Raw genomic sequence first — 23801 nt, forward strand, 5'->3', positions numbered from 1 at the left:
CCAATATAATATATATATATGAAAAGAATAAGGTACTTATTAATGTCACCAAAAGTTATTGATGACATTTTTGTAGGCCATTTATATTGGAGGGCCTCTAGGAAAGCACATAGTCACCACAGAAATCAACTACATGTGATGGTATTTCTCGAAAAGAGGTTATTCTCTTAATTTAAGAGGAAGAAACTTTGTTACTCTATGATGTACAATGATAATAGTTATAGAGTTTAGGACAGATAAAGGTAGGGGAACAAATGCTAAATAAATTAAAGATAGGTATACGAACTAAAATTACGTTAGGCTATATTGTTATCATACTTTGTTTACTCGTATCAGGCATCATCTTAAATAATCAAATTACTTTTCTACAAAAAGAAAGAAATTATATTATCACAAATGATACAAAAACACTTGAACTAACCAATCGTATAGAAAGAAACATTTTAGATATGGAATCGAGCCAAAGGGGCTTTATTATTACTGGTGAATCAAGCTATTTAAAGCCTTATAATAAAGCCAGTGAAAATTGGGAATACGCCTATGATGAACTTTATCGTGTTTTAGAAAATAAACCAACACAACAACAGAAGTTAGTTGAGATAAAAACAGCGATGGAGCATTGGATTACAACATCAGGTGAACCTTCCATTAAGCTTAAAAAAGAAAACAATACAGAAGCGTTAAAGGAAATCTATAAAGTAGATGTAGGTCGTAAAGACATGGACGCTGTACGAGATCAGTTTGAGTCACTGCGTTCAGTGATATATGCAAATATGCAAGCTCAAGTAAACGACTTGGACAAGAGGAATAGTATTGTAACACTTACACTGCTTGGCATACTTGTATTTATTTCAGTTATTGCGATTTTCATTGCAAATGGTATTTCTCGTTCAATCGTAAACATGTTAACAAAGGTTACTCAAACGATTCAAGAAATCGCAGCTTCCAAAAGTAGAAAAAAAGGAAGGATTCATGTTAAGACAAATGATGAAATCAATGCTCTTGTAGCTGCTACGAATGAGTTGCTGGATGTACTTGAGAGAAGAGAATGGCTACAAGTGAATATCGCAGAAATTGTCACAAAACATCAAGGCATTTCTGCCGTCACCAAATTAGCGGAAACGTTTCTTTCAGAATTAGCGCAAAAAACTCAGTCTTCCCTAGGTGCATTTTATGTTCGTGAAACTACTGATAATAATGTACTGTTTGTAAAAAAAGCTGCTTTTGCAGAGGCAGGGGATGACGTTGGAATTGAGAGCTTTAAATTTGGGGAAGGCTTAATTGGACAATGTGCTTTAGAAAAAAAGGTTTTAATGTATAACGATATTCCAGAGGATTTCCGTTTAATCGGCACTGGCTTAGGGGTGGTATCGCCAAAAAGTATCTTTATCGTTCCTATTATATTTGAAAATGATGTGATAGCTGTCGTTGAATTAGCTACAATGACTAGCTTTAGTGAGCTGCAGCAGGAATTAGTGAAGCAAGTGATCGAAACCTTTGGACTAACTGTCAATAGTGTTCTAGGGCGTATGGAAATTGTCCGTTTACTAAATGAATCAAGAGCTATGACAGAGGAATTACAGATGCAATCAGAAGAACTTCAGGCACAATCAGAAGAATTGCAGATGCAAACAGAGGAACTGACAATGATTAATGAGCAATTGGAAGAAAGAACAAAAGAGGCAGAGTTAAAATCCAGAGAATTAGAACAAGCTAAAAAAGAATTAGAAGAAAGTGCGGAACAGCTGTTACTAAATTCAAAGTATAAATCTGAGTTTTTAGCCAATATGTCACATGAATTGCGAACACCACTGAATAGCATTTTAATTTTATCTGAAATGTTAGCTGAAAATAGTCAGCATAAACTATTAGAAGAGGAAGCTGAATTTGCAAAGGTCATCCATTCTTCAGGTGAAGATTTGCTTGTGTTAATTAACGATATTTTAGATTTATCAAAAGTTGAGGCAGGCAAGCTAGATATTAGTTTTGATGAAATGAATATGAGTGAGGTTCCTGTACAAATTGAGCAAATCTTCGCACCTGTAGCAGCGAAAAAAAATCTACAATTCCATATTTCGAAAGACAAAAATGTAGCAGATGTTTTCTATACAGACGAAAATAGATTCCAGCAAATATTGAAAAATTTATTATCAAATGCTTTTAAATTTACAGAACATGGCGCAGTTAATCTTAAAATCAAACAGCTAGGTCAAGAGCATTTAACAAGTAATATGCAGAATGTCAGTGCTGACTGGTTAGAAATTAAAGTTTCAGATACAGGTATAGGGATTCCAAAGGACAAGCACCAACTAATTTTTGAATCATTCCAACAGGCTGATGGGGCGACTGTACGTAAATACGGTGGAACAGGTCTAGGTTTGTCTATTTGTAAAGAGCTTTCAAGATTACTCGGTGGCTGGATTTCTTTACAAAGTGAAGAGGGGCAAGGTAGTACATTTACACTGACAATCCCAAGCTTGCCAAATGGAATCGAAGAACAAAAATACTTTGAACTTGCTGTTCATGAGGTCGTAGCTACAAATGAAGTACGTGAGTTAGAAGAGCTAACGGAAGAGCAGCCATCTGAAATCCAGGAATTTTCTCAACATGAGGTAGAAATTTTTCAAGGGAAAAATATTTTAATTGTAGATGATGATTATCGTAATATCTATGCATTAAAAAATGCACTCGAAAAACGAGGCATGAATATCTTAGTTGCAAAAGATGGAATAGAGTGTTTAGATATTTTGCAAACGAATGATGAAATTGACCTTATTCTGATGGATATTATGATGCCGAATTTGGATGGCTATGAAACGATGTCGATTATACGAAAACAAATGAAGATTACAGATTTACCGATTATCGCTTTAACAGCAAAGGCCATGAAAACGGATCGAGATAAATCAATAGAGGCTGGTGCTTCAGATTATATAAGTAAGCCATTAAATTTAGAGCAATTAGTATCTGTTTTAAGAGTATGGCTAGTTTCTAAAGGGAGTTAATAAGATGGAACGATTTCCTTTGCAGCAAAAAATGTATACAGATTTAGAAATAGACTTGTTACTTGAGGCTATTTATCGTTTATCTGGATTTGATTTTCGACAATATAATCGTTCTTCTATATCACGAAGAATTAATAATAGGATGAGGATGAATAATATCCCAACGATTTCTCGTGTCATTGAAAATGTCATACACGAAGATGGTTTTTTAGAGCAATTATTGAATGATTTTTCTATAAATGTCACTGAAATGTTTCGCAACCCTAGTTTTTTTAAGGCTTTCCGCCAAGAGGTTGTACCGTATTTAAGAGATTATCCTGAAATTCGGATATGGCACGCAGGATGTGCCACGGGTGAGGAAGTATACTCCATGGCTATTTTGCTACAGGAAGAAGGGTTAATGGATAAAGCAGTTATTTACGCTACGGATATGAACGAACAAGTATTGGAAAAAGCAAAAAGAGGGATGTTCCCGATTAACAAAATGCAGGCATATACAAAAAACTATATGCTTGCGGGGGGCATTCAGGCTTTTTCCGAATACTATAAAACAGATTATCAATATGCTTATTTCCATCCATCACTATTAAAAAACATTATATTTGCGCAGCATAATTTAGTAACAGATCAATCGTTTAATGAATTTCATGTCATTATGTGCCGAAATGTTTTAATATATTTTTTACCAGAGTTACAAAACAAGGTTCATTATTTGTTTGCAGAAAGTCTAAGTAAAAATGGTTTTTTATGCCTAGGAGATAAAGAAACAATAGGATTTGAAGATATTATTTCGAAATATAAAGAAATCGTAGGCAATGAAAAAATATTTCAGAAGGTAGAGTAAGAAAAAATGGGCTGTTACCTAAGTTCCCCACAATAGTGGCTTAGGCAACGGCCCTATTTATGTAGCCTGTGCTTGAATCATTAATACGCACATATCATCTGTTTGATTCTCTTGTTTCTCCTTAGACAGTAGATTGTCGATTATACGTTGAGAATAATCCCATTCCGTAGATATTAATGTTTGTAAATGCTTCTCGGATTCCATTTCACATGGTCCCATTGCCTCTAACACACCATCCGTATATAAAATGATTTGCACATCTTCATTGTATTGAATAAATTGCCTTTGTACGTCGATCTCGTCGAAAAAGCCGACAGCACAGCTTCCCCGTTTTAATGGTACAAGCGTTTTTTCGTCAACTAGAGCATAGCCAGAAGGATGACCAGCGTTCACATATTCAATTGTTTTTTGTTTGGTATCTATCACTAAATAAATAGCTGTGAAGTAAAAAAGATTATCCTCTTTTCCGTTTCGCAAAAGTGTCATATAACGGTTTAACTCTTTTATAACTAATTCAGGATCTACTAATTGTTTAACAGCTTCTCTTAGGACAGAGGAAATAAACATACAAACAAGGGCTGCAGAGATCCCATGCCCCATCATATCAAGCAAAATGATGGCGTATCGGTGATCGTCTATTTTATGCCAATAATACATATCCCCTGCTAAATTAGAAGAAGGTAGATAAGATACTTCTATTTGAATATTAGCCTCATTTAAAGGAGCGCTCAAAAGGCTTCTTTGTACGTGTGTTGCTAGATCTAATTCGTATTGTATTTTCTTTTCTTGCTGAGTATGCCAATCTAATTCAGCCTTCAATCGTAAAGCAACTCGAATTCTAGCAAGAAGCTCGGTTTTATTAATCGGCTTTGTAATATAATCTACTCCGCCGATATCAAGTGCTTCTGCGAGCTTGTTTTTATCTTCTAGAGCTGTGACAAAGATAATTTGAATATCTTTTAATTGTTCATTTTGTTTAATACGTTTACAAGCTTCAATGCCGTCAATTTCAGGCATCATAATATCTAATAAAATCAAATCCACTGAATTTCCAGTTGGATTTGGTGCATCTAACTGTAAATAATCAAAAAGCCCATAAGCAGATGTTAGAGAAACACAGTTATCATAACCTGCATTTTTTAATACTTTTTCAATTACAAATAGATTGACCTGATTGTCATCTACAAGAAGAATGGTCATAATGATTTCCCCTTATTCCGTTTGAGATTATTTCTGTATGCAGGTTTAAATTACTTTTTAGCGGATGTCCAACCATCCACTGAACTATAGGAACTTAGTATAAGAACGCCCAGTCCTGTGGCATTGCCGAAATGACCGACATCGTGCCAGCCCTCATGTTGTCGCTTCGCTACGTTAGCACTACGCTTTCGCACAAAAAAACATGTGCAATTATGCCGAGAGATATAATTGATTAACGCTCAACTTTATTATACAAAATAATAGGGGAATAACGATATTTTTGAAGGCGTATATAAATAAGTAAAGAGCCAACAAGAAGAGTCAGCTCTAAGAACGTATATTACTTTTTAAATTCTAGCCTTTTTAAAGCCACTATAAATATCAAATGCATTTGCGATGATGGCAATAGCAATGCTTACGAATAATATTCGGTCTATAGCAAACAAAATCTTAGCAGAAGTCGTATCCGTAATTGCGGCGATATAAGGAATAGCGGGACTGTGTATGAGATCAGGGTGAATAGCCAGGAGGATAAAAACAATGACTCCTGTACATTGAAGAAGTGCATTAGCTACGGCAATTAACATTGTCCATTGGCCAGACTTCCATTTCCATAATGTTAAAGCTACGCTTAAAACGATACAACATAAAACGATTGGAGCAAAGGAGAGTAAGACCTCCTGATTGAATATAGGCATAATAAATTTCAACCCGCCTTTATTGTGAGAGGTATAGATGCCTAAAAGGTGATTAGCGTTGAAATAGACAAAGGAGAAAATAGCAATACCTATGAGGCTGAAAATATTATCATAAAGTGAAATCGTTTTTTCTTTAGTGATTATTTTAACTTTTGCTAAATCATCTGGTGTCCATTCTGGATGATTTTTTATAAGGGGGATTCGAATGTTTTTTCCTACAGATCGTTCGATGACAATGAAAGCAATTGTAATCCAGAACAGTACGTAGATGATTACTGAAATAATATGTGAGATCGTGATAGAAATAGTTTTAATCATAGCAGTCAGGAGTGCACCTTCTCCGTTATAGAGCACAATACTTTCTATCATTTGTACAATAATTGTTATAATAATTGCCCAGGGAATGACTAATTTTATTGTTCTAATATAAGTATCAAACACTTCTGGACCAATTATAAATCGTGATGTTTTTTGATAGTTTGCTGCAACTTCTACAGGATTTCCAAGCTTTTTAAGCACTTCCTTTATATCTGATTCTGAATAATCTTCAGGTAACATATTTTCAATAGTAGATTTAAGTTCTAGACTAGTTTTATCACGCTTTTCTTTGCTTATCCTTTTAGTTACTTCATGAATATATACATCAATCAGAGTCACTCTTTTCGTCTCCCTTCAATATTTCATGCAGTCCAAAGTTCATTTCTTTATGAATGGAGCCATATGTACTCAACACAACATCATAGCTTTACCTACTGTCAACATACAGCCCTATTCACACGTGGTAATACATGTTATTACTAAGAGCTGAAATTAATGTGAAAAAAATGATGAAAAGAGCGTACGTCTTAAAATAAATTTAGTGTAGGATGGGGATGTATATGAGCATCGCTGAGAAATTATTGAAGGAAGAGGATTTTTGATATCCAGCCACAAAAGGGCAGAGAAAGGCACACATCCATGCCATAATCGAAAGCGCTATTGTTCTTTATTCATAAAGAGTGATGAGCGTACAGGTCGTTCCAGTGGCGTAATATTAATAATAAAATAGCTTATAATTAATATTAAAATAATAAGTGAATAAATTAAGGTGTTGATCGGATGATCATGCTCTACGATAATTAATCGAATCATAGCCGTAATTCCTATATATATAAAGTACCTTAGCGGAAAATGATAATTCTCTTTAAAATATTTAATAATCATCGTGATAAATTCAAAATACAAAAAGAAAATAAGAATATTAGCGAGGAAAAGCTTATAGTCTCCACCATCGTTGTTAAAAATTAATATGTTAAGAAATTGGATAAGTTCTTTGCAAAGTAGTGAGGACAAAATAAGCGCTAGAAGTACAAGGCAAACATTTAGAAACAATTGTAAAGATTTCGGTATAGCTTTGATTAATTGTAAATAAGTCGAGTTCTTTGGGTTCACAGAATTCCTCCAATCATGTAATTGTCCTTAGTGAATGTAAAACTAATAGGGAACACATAATCATATGGTACAGTGTCATCATTTTATGATTTGAATATAACATTTTATCGTAAATGTAAATGCGCTTATTTGTAAATTTTTGGTATATATTCATGAAAGAAAGTTTTCAAAATAAATTAGCTGTATGCTAAAATAGATGTGCATGAATATAAAATGTAAAAGGGGTTTTTAAAATGGCTAAAGCAGCAAAAGAAGGAAAAATTACACCAGAGCGTTTAGAAGAAGCATTAAACGTTCGTGATCGTCTTATTATCGAGTTACTAGTACAAGTACTTGATGAAAAACTTGTAATTGAACGTCCAGTATTACGTGAGCGTGTAGCAAACCTTGTAGACCTTTCTGATCATGATGAAGAATTAAAAGAAACGATCCACGCTGTTATTAACAAACTATAATCTTTAGGAAAATGCTACGCTTAATTGGTAGCATTTTTTCTTTTGTTGGAAAGGTCCATTTTAAAATAAAAGAACGGTTAGCCAAGAGTCAAAACAGTTCGGGTAGCCCAAAGAACTGATCAGGTAAGGGTCAAAAGCGCTCAGGTAGCCCGAAGAACTGATCAGGTAAGGGTCAAAAGCGCTCAGGTAGCCCGAAGAACTGATCAGGTAAGGGCTAAAACCGCTCAGGTAGTACGAAGAACCGATCAACCAAGAATCACAATTGCTCTCCCAATATAAAACTCCTACAGAATAGGGAAACTTAACCCAAAGAAAAACCCCTAACAAGAATGTGCGCCATTTTTGTTAGGGGTTCCCTAGTTGTTAATATACTTTATCGCCATTAAAAATAGAGTTTTTCACAATTACATAATCTACATTTCGAATGGCATCTAGTTTATTGCCACCTGCATAGGAAATAGATGATTGAAGGTCTTGTTGCATTTCAATTAATGTATCTTTGATGCTGCCTTTATGTTCAACAAACATCTTCTTACCTTCAACATTTTTACGTTCGCCTTTTTGGAATTCAGAAGCAGATCCGAAGTATTCCTTCACAGTTTTACCGTCGATTTCGATTGTTTCGCCAGGTGACTCTTCATGACCTGCAAATAATGATCCGATCATTACCATTGAAGCACCAAAGCGAACCGATTTTGCAATATCACCATGTGTACGAATACCACCATCAGCGATAATTGGCTTCGTTGCAGCTTTTGCACACCAGCGTAATGCAGCTAGCTGCCAACCACCTGTACCAAAACCAGTTTTAATTTTAGTAATACATACTTTACCTGGTCCAATACCAACTTTTGTAGCATCTGCACCAGCGTTTTCAAGCTCACGTACTGCTTCAGGTGTACCCACATTACCAGCAATCACAAAGCTATTTGGTAGATGCTTTTTGATATGTTGAATCATACGAATGACAGCATTTGAATGACCGTGTGCAATATCGATTGTAATAAATTCAGGCACTAAATTAGCAGCTGCTAATTCTTCGATAAAAGGATATTCCTCATTTTTCACACCAACACTAATAGATGCAATTAATCCACGACTTTGCATATCTTTGATGAAATGGATACGTGCCTCTGGATTAAAACGGTGCATGATATAAAAGTAACCGTTTTCAGCAAGCTTCATAGCAAGACTTTCGTCGATAATTGTTTGCATGTTTGCCGGTACAACGGGAAGTTTGAATGTATGACCGCCTAAAGTAACAGAAGTATCACATTCTGAGCGACTTTCTACTATACATTTTGCGGGAATTAGTTGAATATCTTCATAGTCAAATACGTTATCCATTATAAACACTCCTAAAATACGAATATTTTTTAACTTTTATTTTAAATCGTTCGTCATTTGGTAATTTACATTATTTTCGAGTAAATGTCAAAGCTTTTATCTAAATAAATAAAAAATTGGCAGGAAAGAACAGGAATTAAGCAGAATTTACAAATATAGCCGTGGATTAGTTTAGGGCGATAAATTTTCCCAAGGGAGTAAAAGTAGTTTGTAAATCAGTTTTATCTTAAATTTGTATTATTATTTACTATCCAGGTAAAATAGAATTGTTTCAAAAAATGATAAAGGGAGTGTTGGAAATGGCAGTAGAGGTTTACTTAATTTTTAATGGGAATTGTCGAGAGGCTGTATCTTTTTATGAGAAGGTTTTTAGCACGAACAAACCTGAAATTATGACATTTGGAGACTCACCACAGAATCCAAGTTATCCATTACCAGAGGAAGCTAAGGATCTTGTCATGCATACGCGACTTTCGATTTTTGGTAGCACTGTAATGTTCTCAGATACATTTCCAGGGCACCCATTCACGATTGGAAACAATATAACGCTAGCAGTTGTCTCAGACGATGAGGCTCAAATGCGAAAAGCTTTTGACGGTCTTAAAGATGGCGGCCAGGTTAAAATGGAGCTGCAAGAAACGTTTTGGAGTAAATGTTACGGCTCCCTTACTGATAAATTTGGTGTCGAATGGCAATTTAGTTATGAGGAAAATAAATAAAGTTCCATTATGCCTCGGCATAATTCTGTGACAGAAGTTAAAATTAAAAAGCACGATGTATGGAATTATCCATTCACATCGTGCTTTTCTTTTTAGTATTTAAAACGATTTACATAGCTTTGTAATTCATCTGCCATGTCGAGAAGTGCTTTTGAGGCTGCGGCCATTTCTTGCATCGAAGATAATGTTTGTTCAGTCGAAGCGGCAACTTCCTCTGACGCAGCTGCATTTAATTTTGCATGATCTGTTAGCTCAATAGCAGTTGCAGAAACTTCCTCGACTACTGCTGACATCTCTTGAGCAGATGCAGATATATCCTCCATTTTCGGAGCAATATCGCGTAGACTCTTAATAATGCTTGCAAATTTTGTACTTGTATCTTCTGTTAGTTGTAAACCATCCTGGACATCCGCTGAAGCCTTAATCATTGTTTGAACAGATTTAGCCGTTTCTTGCTGAATGCCAGCAATGAGTGCAGAAATCTGCTCAGCTGATTGATGGGATTGCTCTGCTAGCTTCCGCACTTCATCGGCGACTACTGCAAAGCCTTTTCCGTGCTCTCCAGCTCGAGCTGCCTCAATAGCAGCATTAAGGGCAAGCAGATTGGTTTGATCTGAAATAGCGCTAATAATTTCCAATATAGAACCAATTTCCTTCGTTCGATCATAGAGAGATTTAATCATCGTATCTGATTGTGTCACAGATTCATGAATAGAAATCATTTGATTCACAGTTTGTTCTACTGCTTGACCACCTTCATCGGCCAATTTTATAGCGTAGCTAGATAAATCTGAAACCTGCATGGAGCTATCAGCAATCTCGACGACACCTTTAGCGATTTCTTCAATAGAAACTGCATTTTGGTCAATGCTGGTTGTTTGTTTTTCTGTACTAATAGCAACTTGTTGCATAGCGTTAGTAACTTGTTCTGAAGCAGCTATATTTTGTTCGGCATTCGCAGATAATCCATATGCCGAAGTCTGTACGTGTTGGGAGCTTTGATCAAGGTTGTGTATAAGTCTTTTTAAGTTAACCTTCATTGCGATAAAGGCTTCCCCAAGCTGTCCAATCTCGTCTTTAGAATGAATGTCAATAAACTCTGTTAAATCGCCTTCACTAATTTTGATAGCGCTTTGTTTAAGTCGATTGATCGGATTAACAATCGATTTTATCATGAATAGCATAAAAATAATGCCAATAATAATAGAAATAGCGATGATTATTAAGTTGATATTAAAGGTCGAAGCAGCGGCTTTTGCAGCCTCGGCTGTAAACATTGTACCAACAACTTTCCAACCTGTTATCTTATTTGTAACAAATTGTAACTGACGATCTTTTTCTATAATGCGACCACTATCTTGTTCATAGATTTTATCGATATAGTTTTCTGTTGCTTCGGAGCCGCTTTTTTTATCTGGCTGGGCAATATAAATTTTATTGCTATCTAAAAGTGAAGCAAAGCCAGTTTCTCCAATGCGTATATCATTCGTGATAGTGCTTAGTGTAGATATATTTAAATCTAACCCTATTACCCCAGAACCATCTGGTAATGCCTGAGTAATCGTAAGAACGATATCACCTGTAGTCTGTGTAATATATGGAGCTGTAATCGATACTTGGTTGTTGTTATCTAAAGCTTGTTTATACCAAGGTCTCGTACGAGGATCAAACCCACTAGGGTATTTTTGAGCAGGCTCATCTAGTAGTCTGCCATCAGAGGTTCCAATATAAATCAGCTCCACCTCTGGATGCATATTGATATATTCGTGGAAAAGAGATTTAAGTTCTGTAATGTTACCTTTTTGTAAATAAGATTGATTGAGCTTTTTTGAAAAATATTGAACGTCCTTTACTTTTGGTTCAATTGTGTTGGTAATATTCGCATTAAGCATGCGAACACTTTCGGTTGCGCTTGCTTGTTGTTCTTCTGAAATCTGCTTTCCAGCACTTTGGTAAGACACAATTCCAATTAACAGTGTTGGGATGATAAGCATTGCTAAAAATGAAAAAATGAGCTTTTTCCTTAAACTTAGTTGTTTCACTTGAATTATCCTCACTATAATATTTGTATTTTAAACTTATGTAATAACGCCCTTCGTGACCAACTTCCTATATCCTAGGAGGCGCATCGGATAATGACACCCCATATTATGGTGAAAAGTGTGTGCTTTACCGATTGAGGGAACTAATAGATGACTAGGCTTATTTTATCAAAAATAAAATAAAAGTTAAGTATTTTGTAATAACTGTTCGTTAATTGTAAATATAAATAAACTGATATTTTGAAATTCCTCTGAAAACCATAACCTTTAGATGACATATAAAGCTACTTTTTGATGTATACTAATGCTCAAAAGAGGAGGGAATTGTTCATGATTCGACAAATTGGACAAGTAATGTTGTATGTAAATGATCAAGATACTGCCGTGAAGTTTTGGACGGAGAAAATTGGATTTGTTGTACTTGCTGACCAGGAAGAGGGAGGCGTACGTTGGATTGAAATTGCTCCAACGAAAGAAGCCCAAACTACCTTTGTTTTACACAATAAAGAAGTCATTGCAAAAATGCAGCCTGATTTAAATTTAGGGACACCTTCTATTATGTTTTATGCCGATCATATAGAAGATCTCTATCAGGATTTTCAAGCAAAGGGCGTTAAAGTAGGAGATTTAGTCATGATGCCAATGGGTAGGGTATTTAATTTTGCTGATCACGAAAATAATTACTTTGCCTTAGTAGAAAAATAAATCTTTAAAAAGCAAGAATCTGTTTCTTTTCAATTGTTCTGCGGAAATCTTACAGATCCTTGCTTTTTCTTTATATAAGTGCACAGTAACTTATTTTAAATCTTCTCCAAAAATCCCTACAGTTTGACGGTCAACGATAAATTCATTGCCATCCCATTTCAAAATATTTTCTACATAGCCTAATCCATCGGCATGAAATCTACCGGCTATAGCCTGATAAGCTAAAATCTCATATATTCCATCTCGTTCATAGTCCACTGGATACAATCCACTGATTGGATCTACCCACCCCTCAATTGGCTGCTTCAGTGTACCATCTTGATTATAAATTTCCGCTAAATAATCCGGACCTTTGTATTGTAAATCGATAATATATTGCTTTTTTGGATTCATACTACGAACAGCTACTTTGTATTGATTTTGATAATTGACCGTGTACTTTAGCTTATTATTAAATGATTCTGCATCAAAAATTGAGCGTATGTTGCCGTTTATAGAGGCAAATAGTTCACCGTTAATAATGCCTCCGCTACCTCCTGTATCAGAAATAGCTAAAATATCTTCAAGATGATTTCCGGTAAAGTCACCTAAAAAAATAGTTGGGTTATAGCCGACGCTTTGTTTTAGCATTATTTTTTCGAATTGGTGCGTCTGTCCGTAAAAGATAGCAAGCGTTAGGTTTTTCCACAAAGGGCTATCTGGTGTTTTAGTCCCCATCAAAAGAACTGTTTCAAGTAAGCCATCTCCATTAATATCTCCAAATTTCGTCTGAATAACCTGAGGGGCCATAGTTGAAATAGGCATATTATTTAAGGATGGATTCATATTATTCGTCATACATGCACCTCTTTCTTTAGTTTTAGCATATGTTGTAAATATTACTTGGTGAAAAAAGACGTGTTCATAATGTGTATAAAACTTATAAAAAAACTTGTTATTAACCCATTGACATTTTTAAAAGTGAAAAGTATTATAAATGTCAACGAATCAGAAAATTCAGTACCACTCATCCTCTCGCTACTAATACGTAGTTAGAGATTTTTTTACAATTTTAATTCTTAGTAAGTATATATGTTTTATATATTTTGGGAAGAAGGAGATTTTTTGAAGAATTTATTTGTTAAAACAAAGCAACAGCAGTATTGGCTCAATCAGCTAGCATCTATTTCTGAACCAATCAAGGCTGAAGCCAAAGAAGTAGATGAACAATCTCGTTTTCCATTCGAAGCACATAAGCTACTTCTGCAAATTGGTTATCCAAAACTAACTTTACCGAAAGCGTATGGAGGAGAAGGATTATCAGTCTATGATATGGTACTCGTTCAAGAAACGTTAGCAAGCTATGACGAAAATGCTTCGCTCTCACTAGGGTGGACATTAGGTGTTGTAGGTGAACTATATGAGAAAAAGCTATGGTCAGACGATTTACTTAGTTCATTTGCTCAGGAAATAATGAACGGTGCCATTATCAATAGGGCTGCGAGTGAAGCGGCAACTGGTAGTCCAACACGAGGAGGACGACCAGGGACAAATGCTGTATCAAAAGAGGCAGGGTGGCTCTTAAATGGACGTAAAATCTTTACGACAGCCTCTCCGGTACTAGATTACTTCTTAACATCAGCGTGGATTGAGGAGGAAAATCAGATTGGTTACTTCCTTATTCATAAAGATGCCCAAGGGCTTTCAATTGAGGAAAACTGGGAAATGTCTGCAATGCGAGGCACAAGTAGCCATGATCTAGTTTTAAAAGATGTAATAGTCCCTTCAAATCATTTAGTAGAGTTACCAGGTCACCCAAGTGGTGGCAAGATAAATGGTTGGATTCTACATATACCGGCAACATACTTAGGAATTGCGCAGGCAGCACGCGATTATGCACTGCATTTTGCCAATCATTATCAACCTAATAGTTTAAATGCTCCAATTAGTACATTACCAAATGTGCAGCAACTTCTAGGTGATATTGAATTGAAGCTATATCAAGCACGCTTTGTGCTGTATGGAGTTGCTGAGGCTTATGATGACCCTGCTAGACGTGAACTTTTAGCAAATGAAATGGCAGTTGCTAAACATACAGTAACAAATTTGGCGATTGAAATCGTCGATAAGGCAATGCGTGTAGTAGGTGCGAAAAGCTTACAATTAACCAATCCATTGCAGCGCTATTATCGAAATGTTCGTGCAGGACTTCATAATCCACCGATGGATGATATGACTATTATTAAATTGGCAAATGCCGCAATCGAACAGCAGAAATCGACTGAAAACCAATGACAAAAACCATATAAGGGGACATGATATATGTTTAAACATAAGAAAAAGATTTTTCAATTGGCAGCAATAGGGTTTGCTTCACTTGCTATTTTAGCGGGCTGTAATTCAGGTGAAGCATCAGATAAAGACTCAGAGGATGGCGCGAAAGTACGTACAGTGAAGGTTGCATATGATCAGGCATCTAAGCCTATTAGTTATATCGATGATAACGGAAATCCAACAGGCTACGATGTGGAAGTCATGAAGCTAGTGGATGAAATGTTACCTGATTATAAGTTTGAATTTGTAGGGACGACTAGTGACGATCTACTAATTGGCGTTGAGCAAGGGAAATATCAAGTAGGGGTAAAAAATGCCTTCTTTACGCAAGAACGTACAGAAAAGTTTATTTTCCCTAAAGAATTTTTAGGTTTAAGTAGTGCGGGTTTAGTCTTACGTAAAGAAGATGAAGGTGTTAAAACATTAGCCGACTTTGCGAAAAAAGGTTATTCATTAGCACCAATTGCTGCGAATAATGCTCAATACACAATTATTGATGAATATAATAAAGCCAACCCTGACAATAAAGTGAAATTACAGGCTGGAGATGCGTTCACTGTCGATGTTGTGCAATGGGTAAATGAAAAACGTGTCGATGGCGGTATTATGATTGAAGGTCCATTTAAACAACAAGTTTTAGCAGAAGATGGCCCTTATCATAATTTAAAGGATGACGTAGTTTACAACGAATTTGCCGTTATTAAAACATGGCCGCTGTTCAATAAAAAGGAACAAGAATTTGCAGATGCTTACGATAAAGCTATAGCGAAAATTAAAGAGCAAAAGAAAACAAATGAATTAAGCACTAAGTTTTACGGTCGAGATTTATTTGAAGTGTTAGATTCTGTGAAGCGCTAATAGCGGTAGCTGATCAAAGAAGACTTCTCTTAGGAAGAGAAAGTGTTCTACCAAATAAAAGGCTGTTGAGTCAGTATACTCAGCAGTCTTTATTCATACAAAGGAAATTATAGAAATATAGAAGTTGGTGAGGAAATGGAGAAGTATTTTGATGCATCATACATTTGGAACTCGATTCCTGTATTATTGCCGTTTTTAAAAGTTACCTTCTTAGTCGCAGGGTCTTCCATTGTACTAGGCACTATATTTGGTTTACTATTAGCGGCTGCCAAGCTAAGTTCAATAAAATTGCTACAAAGATTAGCAAACCTATATACTACGATTATGCGTTGTACACCATCTATCGTCTTATTATTCCTCGTATATTATGGTGTTCCAGCGTTAGCCGAAAACTTCGGCATAAATCTCCATTCAATTGAAACGGCCATTTTCGTAGTCGTAACGTTCACTTTGCAGTTTGCGGCGATTATGTCAGAAGTTATTCGTTCCGCTTATTTAGCAATTGATAAAGGGCAATTTGAAGCGGCTGTTAGTGTTGGATTAACGCCACTTCAGGCCTATCGCCGTATTGTTTTCCCACAGGCGCTCGTTATTGCTTTACCGAACTTCGGAAACGGTATGATTGCCTTATTACAGGAAGGGGCACTTGCTTATACAATCGGCTTAATTGATATTGTTGGAAAGGCAAATTTAATTATCGCAAGTAATATTAATGCACATGCATTAGAAATATTTATTGCTTTAGCGATTGTTTATTGGGTACTGTCGATTATTATCGAAAAATTCTTTGCTATGCTGGAAAAGTTCTTTGGTAAGGGGAAAAAGACATTAGAAACATCGTAAGGAGGCGTAATCGTGAATTATCAATTTTTAGTTGAAACATTTTTCGTTGCATTATCAGGTGTACCTATCGCACTCCTTGTGACAATTGTGGCTATGTTTGTCGCTCTACCACTAGGCTTTCTACTAGCGCTAACACGGATCAATAAAATACCAGTGATCCATCATATGGCGAAAATTTATGTCTCCTTTGTCCGAGGTACGCCGATAATCATTCAAATCTTTATTATTTATAGTAGTATCCCATTACTACTAAAAATTATTTTGGAAAAATATAATATTGCCTATGATATTTATAAAATCAATCCGATTTGGTATGCATTTATCGTCTTCGCATTTAGTACAACCGCAATTTTAATAGAGGTATTTCGTTCGGCTTTAAGCACGATTGAAAAAGGTCAGCTAGAGGCTGCCCATGCAGTAGGCTTAACAACATTTCAAGCCTATCGCCGTATTATTATTCCGCAGGCTTTAGTAGTAGCGATGCCAAATATTTGTACGGCTACAGTCAATCTTATTAAAGCGACGTCTTTAGGTTATGCAATGTCCTTACCCGAAATTACATTAAAGGCTAAGGTAGCTGCAAACGTTGGCTACAATTATGTAGAAGCATATATTGATATTTTCATTGTGTACTTAATTTTATGTAGTACAGTTGAATACATTTTTAAACGCTATGAAAAACATTTAAGTAAGTTCAAAGTGGCAAAAGCCTAAGGGGTGAACGAGTATGTTAGAAATTAAAAATATCCATAAATCATTCGGTGACAATGAAATTTTAAAGGGTGTCGATTTAGCTATTGATAAAGGTGATGTTGTTGTTATTTTAGGCCCTAGCGGCTCAGGGAAAACAACATTATTACGTTGCATTAACTTTTTAGAGAAAGCAGACCAAGGGCATGCGACATTTGGCGATATCCAAGTAGACTTTCAAAATGTGAAGAAGAAGGACGTACATTCAATTCGTCAACGTGTGGCCTTTGTATTTCAAAACTATAATCTTTTCACGAATAAAACAGCACTTGAAAATGTGACAGAAGGGCTTATCATAGGACGTAAAGTTCCAAGGGCAGAAGCGATAGAAATTGGCAAGAAAGCGCTCGATAAAGTAGGCTTATCAGAAAAATATGATGCCTATCCAAGTCAATTATCTGGAGGTCAACAGCAGCGAGTTGGTATTGCAAGAGCAGTAGCGTTAAATCCTGATATTATTTTATTTGATGAACCGACTTCTGCACTTGATCCAGAGTTAGTAGGAGAGGTCCTTCAGGTTATGAAAAACATTGCAGCTGAAGGAACAACGATGCTTGTTGTCACACATGAAATGGGTTTTGCGAAAGATGTAGCAAACCGGGTGATTTTTATGGACGGTGGTGTCGTAATAGAAGAAGGAAGTCCTCATGATATCTTTGTGAATCCAAAAGAGGAGCGCACGAAGAAATTCTTAAAGCGTGTTATTCCAGAGGATTATACGTACTACATTTAAAGATAATGAAAGAAAAAGAAGAGAACCTGCAAGCATGCAGATTCTCTTTTTTTAAAGCTTTAAAAAATGTGTTAACTCGTTCAGTGAATAAATGTGCAGTTCATGCATAGCTCGTGTACAAGCTGTATAGAAATAATTACGTTCTGTTTCTCTAGAATAATTAGCTGCGGAGGCATTGTAGATCAAGACAGCATCGAATTCAATTCCTTTTGCCATATAAGCAGGTAACAGTAGAATACCTTTTTTAAATTGTTTTGTATGACGCGTAATGAGTTGAATATCTACGTGGTCTTTCATTTGATCATAAACCATCGTACACTCTTGCTCTGTTTTACAGATGACTGCGATCGTTTCGAAACTTAGGGACAAGCTGTTTATCTTTTCGACAAGCTGTTCAGTTAAGTCTCGTTCATTCGGAACAATCGTGATCGTCGGTTCGGGACCAGTTCGATTAAAGGCTTCTACTTTGGCGTCCCCATGTAAAATTTTCGAGGTAAGGTGAATAATTTGCTTTGTTGAGCGATAACTTTTCGTTAATATCATTTTTTCTGCTTGTTCACCATACAATTGTGGTGTTAGCAGTGAAGGGTTTTTAAAGGTATGAGGATGGATGGTTTGATGTCCATCGCCCAATATAGTCATACGTGCACGTGGGAATAATTGTTGTAATACAAATAGCTGAAATGGAGAATAGTCTTGTGCTTCGTCAATTAAGACATGACGAATCATCGTATTTGTTCGTTGACCTTCTATTTTGTCCTGTAAGTATAAAAATGGAGCGGCGTCTTCATATGAAATTATGCGTTTTGCTAAATTAGGTAGTGTATGTTGACAGATGTCTTCCCATTGCTCGGGTAAAAGATTCTGTAATTGCTGATGAATAGAGTTGTTCATATCAAATAATTGTCGATAAATGCCTAACATATGAACGAACTTTAATTGTTTTACAGATTGACGAAGTGGCTTGAACTTTTTTTGGACAATTTGGATGGCTATTTTCTTACGCTCTTGCTCAAAATCATCAAAGGAGTTTTCTGAAAACCGACCTTCATGTAAAAGCTCGCTATAGGTTTTTGTATACTCTTCAATGTCTAAAAGCTCACTAGCTTCTTCTACCCATTCTTTCGCCCGTTCTGCTTTTTCAATTGTCGATAAACGTTGTAACAACCATTCTTTCACTAATTGCAGTCGATTTGGGATGGGCATTGTGGCATTGAACGAATAAAAGTACTCAGCAATTTCTTGAGCTCTAATTATTCTTTCTCCGCGGAAAACAATATTTTTAAATAGCAAACCTTCGCGTGCAAGGTACTCAATATATTTGTCCATTAATTCTCGATATTGGAGGCTAGCTTTAAACGAAATAATCGTAAGCTTCGTTTGATAAAGCGAGTCATCCTTCTCTGTTAAAAGTGACTCCAATTGCTCATAAGGATATTCCAATTGGAACTGTCGACCTAAACGTTTTGTTGCATATTCGGAGAAGGTTAATTGCTGCATATTATCTTCACCTAAATCAGGTAAAACCGTATGAACATATTGATTAAAGAGTTGATTAGGTGTAATCAATAGTATTTGATCAGCAGTAATTTGGTCTCGATAATGATACAACAAATAAGCAACACGTTGGAGTGCAACTGCCGTTTTTCCACTACCCGCGACACCTTCTACAATTAGATAAGGAGTGCTGACATGTCGAATTATTTGATTTTGCTCAGCTTGAATCGTTGCTACGATACTTCGGATATGTTCGTTTGCATTTTGGGCAAGTATATCAAGTAATAAATCATCACCAATCGTTAAACCTGTATTAAACATCGATTGTAATTGTCCATTTTTAATAATAAATTGCCGTTTTAAAAGCATTTCACCTTCGATTTCTTCAGTCGCTGTTTCATAAGTAGCTGGACCAGGCGTGAAGTCATAATACATACTTGATATAGGGGCTCGCCAATCATAAATTAATATGTTTTCATTCTCTTCATCCATTAAGGTCGCTACACCGATATAAATCTTTAACGGTTCATTATGACCATCCTGTAAAAAATCAATGCGGGCAAAGTAAGGTGATTGCAGTAAACGGTCATAAATTTTGATATCTTTGATGGCACGCTGCTGAGCATGCTGGGAATCGGATAAAAGCTCTGCCTGTTGTTTAATAGCATAATAGGTCTCGTCTATGTCCTCTGGCGTATCTAAATTCACTCTGACGTCATCCCAAAAGGTTTTCTTTAACGTTAAAGCAGTGTCTCTAACATCCTTTTCCTTTTGAAGTAACTCCTCTTTTTTGTGACCAACTGTGTTTAAACAAAGAACAAGATTCTGCTTTTCTTCTGTCCATTCATATTGCTTTTCCAACGCTCCTCACATTCCTCTCCATATAATTATTTGTATGGCTTTTTAATCGGGAAATTTATCATACAGCTAGTTCAGAAAGAAGTATAGTCTAGTAATTTTGGCAAATTTATGATATAATAAAATCACAAAAGAAAATCAATTTTTTAATAAAAAGGGCGGTTCTGCGAAAGCAGGAACAGTCCTTTTTCTGTAGCTTGATTTCTGATTTTTTACCTCTTAGCATGTGATTTTTTTATCATAACGTAAGGTTGATTTCCGTTCCGACTGCACACTTTGCATGATGTTGATCACAAAGGTGTTATCCTATTTGCTCACTCTAAAGGTCTCGTCTGTTGACGCTGATTCCCAAGCATTCGCCCCGCCTTCACTCCAATCAGCTTATATTCACGTTCTAACAAATGTTATACATAATTTACATCATTTTAACCCTCAAACCCCGAAATTTAATCTCGATACTTTAAAACTAAGGCGGTGGTTAATTTTCGATAAGTAAAAAGAATGGAAGTTAATCTTTAGTTGAAGAATATATTTTTATAAGGAAGAAATGAAGGATATAGCGATTAGAGCGTGTTTTTTAAAGGGTTAGCAAAAAGCGGAAGTTCGCTTATTCTTCAAGTGATGCCATTCGTCAAGAAATTATTTGGTGATGCTGCAAGGTAGGATCGCAAATGGTATTTTGTTTTTTGTGTGAGTGTTTTAATGTGGCTGATGATCAATTTGTTATTGTTGATGCGACAAATATTGGGTAGGGATGTGGGTATTTTTTTAGGTAAATTGTTGTGTTGTGCGAAAGTTGTATATTATTATTTTGATATTATATTTTTGTTTTGTATATCGTAAAATTAATAAATAAAGAGGGGTTTCCGATAGTGATGATGGAAAAAATGAGAGGGGATTATAGATTTTCTGATATTGGGGGAGGGGTAGAAGAGGTTCATAATGTACATGAAGGAGCCTGTATTAAATCTCAAAAGAGCAATTTCTTTCACAAATCCAGAGCCTGCCCAAATATGAGGAGCTTTTTATAAATATATGAAAGAAAACAGTGCATTATGCAACTAAACTAGGAATTAAAAAGGTGCCAGTATTATATCGGGGTATTTTTGATGAAGAGAAAATAAAGAAGATGTTACAGGAAAATTACTTCTTTGAGGTGAGCAGGGAGGGTATGTTATTAGAAACGCAGCTGCCTTCCATTATGATTTTCAATTAAACCTAGGGAAATTGGTGAGACAGAATCATGTTCAAATAACCGAACATTGGTTAAATGAAGAAGTAAAACCTAATAATTGAAATAAGTGTGATTTGAAAGGATTTAATCTAATAGAAAACAAAAGGACTGAGGAAATTGTAATTCTTTAACGTGAAATTAGTACTATATAATGAATATGAGTAAGCATGCAGTGGTAGCATATCCCTTTACAGAATAGGGAACTTACAGTTTCGATTCCTGTCTTCCTCACTTAATGAAATAATAGATAAAATTAGTTTTGTCTTTTGACAAGTTTCACGGGTCTATGAGTCCTCTTTTTGTGAATGTTATAATGAACCCCATAAATAAAATTGAGATTGATTTGATCCCCTCTAAGTAGACAGTGTAAAAAGGATACTTAGGGGATTTTTCTATGAACGGGGTTACAATCGTCTTCTTAATTGGAATATTTGCTTTAAAACTAAACCTACTCCCATTTTTCTCTTTTATCTTTGATTTTTTAATAACAAAAACGGAAATAGCAAAATCGTACTATGCTTCATGGGAAATATGATATAAGATAAAATATGTAAATTATTATAATTAGGAGGAATAAATGGTGAGAGTTGGTTATTTGTCGAAAATTAGTGTTTTAGTATGCGGTTTTTTACTACTACTATTACCGTTTACAGCAAGTGCCCATCCAGGTAGAACGGATAGTAATGGAGGACATACTTGTCGAACTAACTGTGAAAAATGGGGATTAGAATACGGAGAATATCATTATCATAATGGTGGTAGTACATCTAATAGTAGTAGTAATATATCAAAACCAGTTCCTTCAACACCGGAGCCCAAAATAGATGAGGATCAAGTGAAGGCGGAAAACTATTATACAGTGGCAACGAATCTATATAACAGTAAAAATTATAAGGAAGCTATTGGTGAACTTGAAAAGATTTACGAATTAAATAAAGATAGTAGTAAAACAGATAGTCTTATACAAAAGTCTGTGTATGCTATATATGAATTAGCTGAATCTAAGGCTAATACTGGGGAATATTCGATAGCTAAAGATTATGCAGTTTATATCAAAGAAAATCGACATTCTAATGATGTGATTAAGCAAAAAGCTAATGGTTTATTAAAACAAATGGAAGACAATGAAAAAATAGATGAATTACTTTATAAAGCAACAAATGCTAGGGATGAAAAAGATTACGAAGAAACCTTCGGCATTATCCAAGAGGCTCAGAAGATAAAAGAGTTGGATAAGATTAAATCTTTTTATAATGAAACGGTAGAGTCTTTAACGAGCGATGCAGAAGAAGCATTTCACCAAAAGCAATATAAGGATGCTAAAAAGCTCTATAAATTATTGGTCAAAAAAACAGACACACCAACAGTAATCTCACAATATCAAAAGAAACTTCAAAGATTAGAAGGGGAACAATTACTACAAAAAAGCTTTGATATTAAGACGGCTGATATTGAAGGGAGGTCTCTTTTTAATCATTTAATGGAAGATGAAAACAATACACAGTATGATAAAAATATTGTAAATATATTAAAAGACTCCTTACATGTAGGTACAGATAACGCTAGGAAATTTATATTTAATATTAAAATTGAAGAATTGTTAAAAGGGGGAAAGAAAGATGATGCATAAACCAGAGTCAAAACTTAGAACCCCGTTTTTTAAAACAGCTTGGTTTATGTGGTTTTGGTTAATTATTTTTCCTCCTTTGGGCGTATTTCTTATGTGGAAACAGGGGAGGCTTACTAAGAAGAAACGTACTATAGCTACCGGCATAGCGGGTATCTACTTTGTCTCTCCAATGATAATTGGAATGGCAATGACGCTGCCTCTTTATAATAATCAAGAAGAATTTATAGAGGCATTCAATAAAGAAGTAAAAAAACTAGACTTCTCATATTCCCTTGAAAATACAAAGAAAGATGCAGAAACAATTACTTCGAAGTTGGGTAAGGATATTACTTTAATTGAGAGCGTTGATGAAAAAGGCGCAGTACATGAGTTGGTTATGGTGGGGCAAGGTGAAGGGGTGGATATCATACTTTCTATGGGATTGTTAATCGGTATGACAAACCCGGACTTAAACCAAAACGAGATTGGCGATGTTTTGAAGGATTTACGTTTGTTTGACGAAAGTTATGAATATCAAAAGAATGAAACAACTGTCGAGAAAGATACGATTCGCTATAACCTAAAATATGATGAAGCTACTGGTGTAATATTTAGTGCTTCCAAAGTAAATTAGTATATAAAAATATGAATATGTTAATA

Annotated in this window: 19 protein-coding genes and 1 tRNA gene; 13 read left to right on the forward strand and 7 right to left on the reverse strand. The window is 35.4% G+C overall.

What is annotated here, in order from left to right:
• The first annotated feature begins 254 nt into the window (after positions 1-254).
• On the forward strand, positions 255-3005 hold the full coding sequence (locus MOK21_RS17915) for an ATP-binding protein (protein WP_249075347.1): 2751 nt from the start codon (positions 255-257) through the stop codon (positions 3003-3005).
• A 4-nt stretch (positions 3006-3009) separates the two neighbouring features.
• The gene (locus MOK21_RS17920; protein ID WP_249075348.1) at positions 3010-3849 is read left to right on the forward strand and encodes a CheR family methyltransferase; all 840 of its coding nucleotides are present in this window, start codon (positions 3010-3012) and stop codon (positions 3847-3849) included.
• A gap of 57 nt (positions 3850-3906) precedes the next feature.
• Here the strand turns inward: MOK21_RS17920 and MOK21_RS17925 are convergent, their stop codons facing one another.
• The 3 genes from MOK21_RS17925 to psiE form a co-directional block, all read right to left on the reverse strand.
• Positions 3907-5049: a fused response regulator/phosphatase gene (locus tag MOK21_RS17925; protein ID WP_249075349.1), complete on the reverse strand. Its 1143-nt coding sequence runs from the start codon at positions 5047-5049 to the stop codon at positions 3907-3909.
• A 347-nt stretch (positions 5050-5396) separates the two neighbouring features.
• A complete protein-coding gene (locus MOK21_RS17930; protein ID WP_249075350.1) occupies positions 5397-6404 on the reverse strand; it encodes an RNA-binding protein in 1008 nt (335 codons plus the stop codon).
• Between the two features lie 318 nt (positions 6405-6722).
• Positions 6723-7178, reverse strand: coding sequence for a phosphate-starvation-inducible protein PsiE (gene psiE / locus MOK21_RS17935; RefSeq protein ID WP_249075351.1), 456 nt, complete (start codon positions 7176-7178; stop codon positions 6723-6725).
• Positions 7179-7411: 233 nt separating this feature from the next.
• Here psiE and MOK21_RS17940 point away from each other — a divergent pair, with 233 nt between their 5' ends.
• Positions 7412-7633: a phosphate-starvation-inducible protein PsiE gene (locus tag MOK21_RS17940; protein WP_249075352.1), complete on the forward strand. Its 222-nt coding sequence runs from the start codon at positions 7412-7414 to the stop codon at positions 7631-7633.
• 363 nt (positions 7634-7996) lie between these two features.
• On the opposite strand, the gene guaC is transcribed toward MOK21_RS17940, so the two are convergent.
• On the reverse strand, positions 7997-8980 hold the full coding sequence (guaC, locus tag MOK21_RS17945) for a GMP reductase (protein WP_249075353.1): 984 nt from the start codon (positions 8978-8980) through the stop codon (positions 7997-7999).
• Positions 8981-9279: 299 nt separating this feature from the next.
• On the opposite strand from guaC, the gene MOK21_RS17950 reads away from it, so the two are divergent.
• The gene (locus MOK21_RS17950) at positions 9280-9699 is read left to right on the forward strand and encodes a VOC family protein (RefSeq protein WP_249075354.1); all 420 of its coding nucleotides are present in this window, start codon (positions 9280-9282) and stop codon (positions 9697-9699) included.
• Between the two features lie 92 nt (positions 9700-9791).
• Here MOK21_RS17950 and MOK21_RS17955 read toward each other — a convergent pair whose 3' ends face one another.
• Positions 9792-11741, reverse strand: coding sequence for a methyl-accepting chemotaxis protein (locus MOK21_RS17955; protein WP_249075355.1), 1950 nt, complete (start codon positions 11739-11741; stop codon positions 9792-9794).
• 330 nt (positions 11742-12071) lie between these two features.
• On the opposite strand from MOK21_RS17955, the gene MOK21_RS17960 reads away from it, so the two are divergent.
• A complete protein-coding gene (locus MOK21_RS17960) occupies positions 12072-12446 on the forward strand; it encodes a VOC family protein (protein WP_249075356.1) in 375 nt (124 codons plus the stop codon).
• A 90-nt stretch (positions 12447-12536) separates the two neighbouring features.
• On the opposite strand, the gene MOK21_RS17965 is transcribed toward MOK21_RS17960, so the two are convergent.
• Positions 12537-13283 (reverse strand): hypothetical protein, encoded by a 747-nt coding sequence (locus MOK21_RS17965; RefSeq protein ID WP_249075357.1) that lies wholly within the window; start codon positions 13281-13283, stop codon positions 12537-12539.
• Between the two features lie 267 nt (positions 13284-13550).
• On the opposite strand from MOK21_RS17965, the gene MOK21_RS17970 reads away from it, so the two are divergent.
• From MOK21_RS17970 to MOK21_RS17990, 5 genes are all read left to right on the forward strand, one after another.
• Positions 13551-14720 carry an acyl-CoA dehydrogenase family protein gene (locus MOK21_RS17970; protein WP_249075358.1) on the forward strand — a complete coding sequence of 390 codons (1170 nt, stop codon included), beginning with the start codon at positions 13551-13553 and terminating at the stop codon, positions 14718-14720.
• Positions 14721-14747: 27 nt separating this feature from the next.
• Positions 14748-15617, forward strand: coding sequence for a transporter substrate-binding domain-containing protein (locus MOK21_RS17975; RefSeq protein ID WP_249075359.1), 870 nt, complete (start codon positions 14748-14750; stop codon positions 15615-15617).
• A 135-nt stretch (positions 15618-15752) separates the two neighbouring features.
• Positions 15753-16460, forward strand: coding sequence for an amino acid ABC transporter permease (locus MOK21_RS17980; RefSeq protein WP_249075360.1), 708 nt, complete (start codon positions 15753-15755; stop codon positions 16458-16460).
• A 12-nt stretch (positions 16461-16472) separates the two neighbouring features.
• A complete protein-coding gene (locus MOK21_RS17985; RefSeq protein ID WP_249075361.1) occupies positions 16473-17174 on the forward strand; it encodes an amino acid ABC transporter permease in 702 nt (233 codons plus the stop codon).
• Between the two features lie 13 nt (positions 17175-17187).
• Positions 17188-17943, forward strand: a complete 756-nt coding sequence (locus tag MOK21_RS17990) for an amino acid ABC transporter ATP-binding protein (RefSeq protein WP_249075362.1) — start codon at positions 17188-17190, stop codon at positions 17941-17943.
• A gap of 51 nt (positions 17944-17994) precedes the next feature.
• Here the strand turns inward: MOK21_RS17990 and helD are convergent, their stop codons facing one another.
• The gene (gene helD, locus MOK21_RS17995) at positions 17995-20301 is read right to left on the reverse strand and encodes an RNA polymerase recycling motor HelD (RefSeq protein WP_249075363.1); all 2307 of its coding nucleotides are present in this window, start codon (positions 20299-20301) and stop codon (positions 17995-17997) included.
• Between the two features lie 1390 nt (positions 20302-21691).
• On the opposite strand from helD, the gene MOK21_RS18000 reads away from it, so the two are divergent.
• The 3 genes from MOK21_RS18000 (at position 21692) to MOK21_RS18010 (ending at position 23775) form a co-directional block, all read left to right on the forward strand.
• Positions 21692-21763, forward strand: a tRNA-Cys gene (locus MOK21_RS18000).
• A 346-nt stretch (positions 21764-22109) separates the two neighbouring features.
• The gene (locus MOK21_RS18005; protein ID WP_249075364.1) at positions 22110-23162 is read left to right on the forward strand and encodes a YHYH domain-containing protein; all 1053 of its coding nucleotides are present in this window, start codon (positions 22110-22112) and stop codon (positions 23160-23162) included.
• Positions 23152-23775 (forward strand): hypothetical protein, encoded by a 624-nt coding sequence (locus MOK21_RS18010; protein ID WP_249075365.1) that lies wholly within the window; start codon positions 23152-23154, stop codon positions 23773-23775. The genes MOK21_RS18005 and MOK21_RS18010 overlap by 11 nt, the downstream gene beginning before the upstream one ends.
• Positions 23776-23801 lie beyond the last annotated feature (26 nt).

Source organism: Lysinibacillus sp. BPa_S21, from assembly GCF_023337795.1.
Classification (GTDB): Bacteria; Bacillota; Bacilli; order Bacillales_A; family Planococcaceae; genus Lysinibacillus.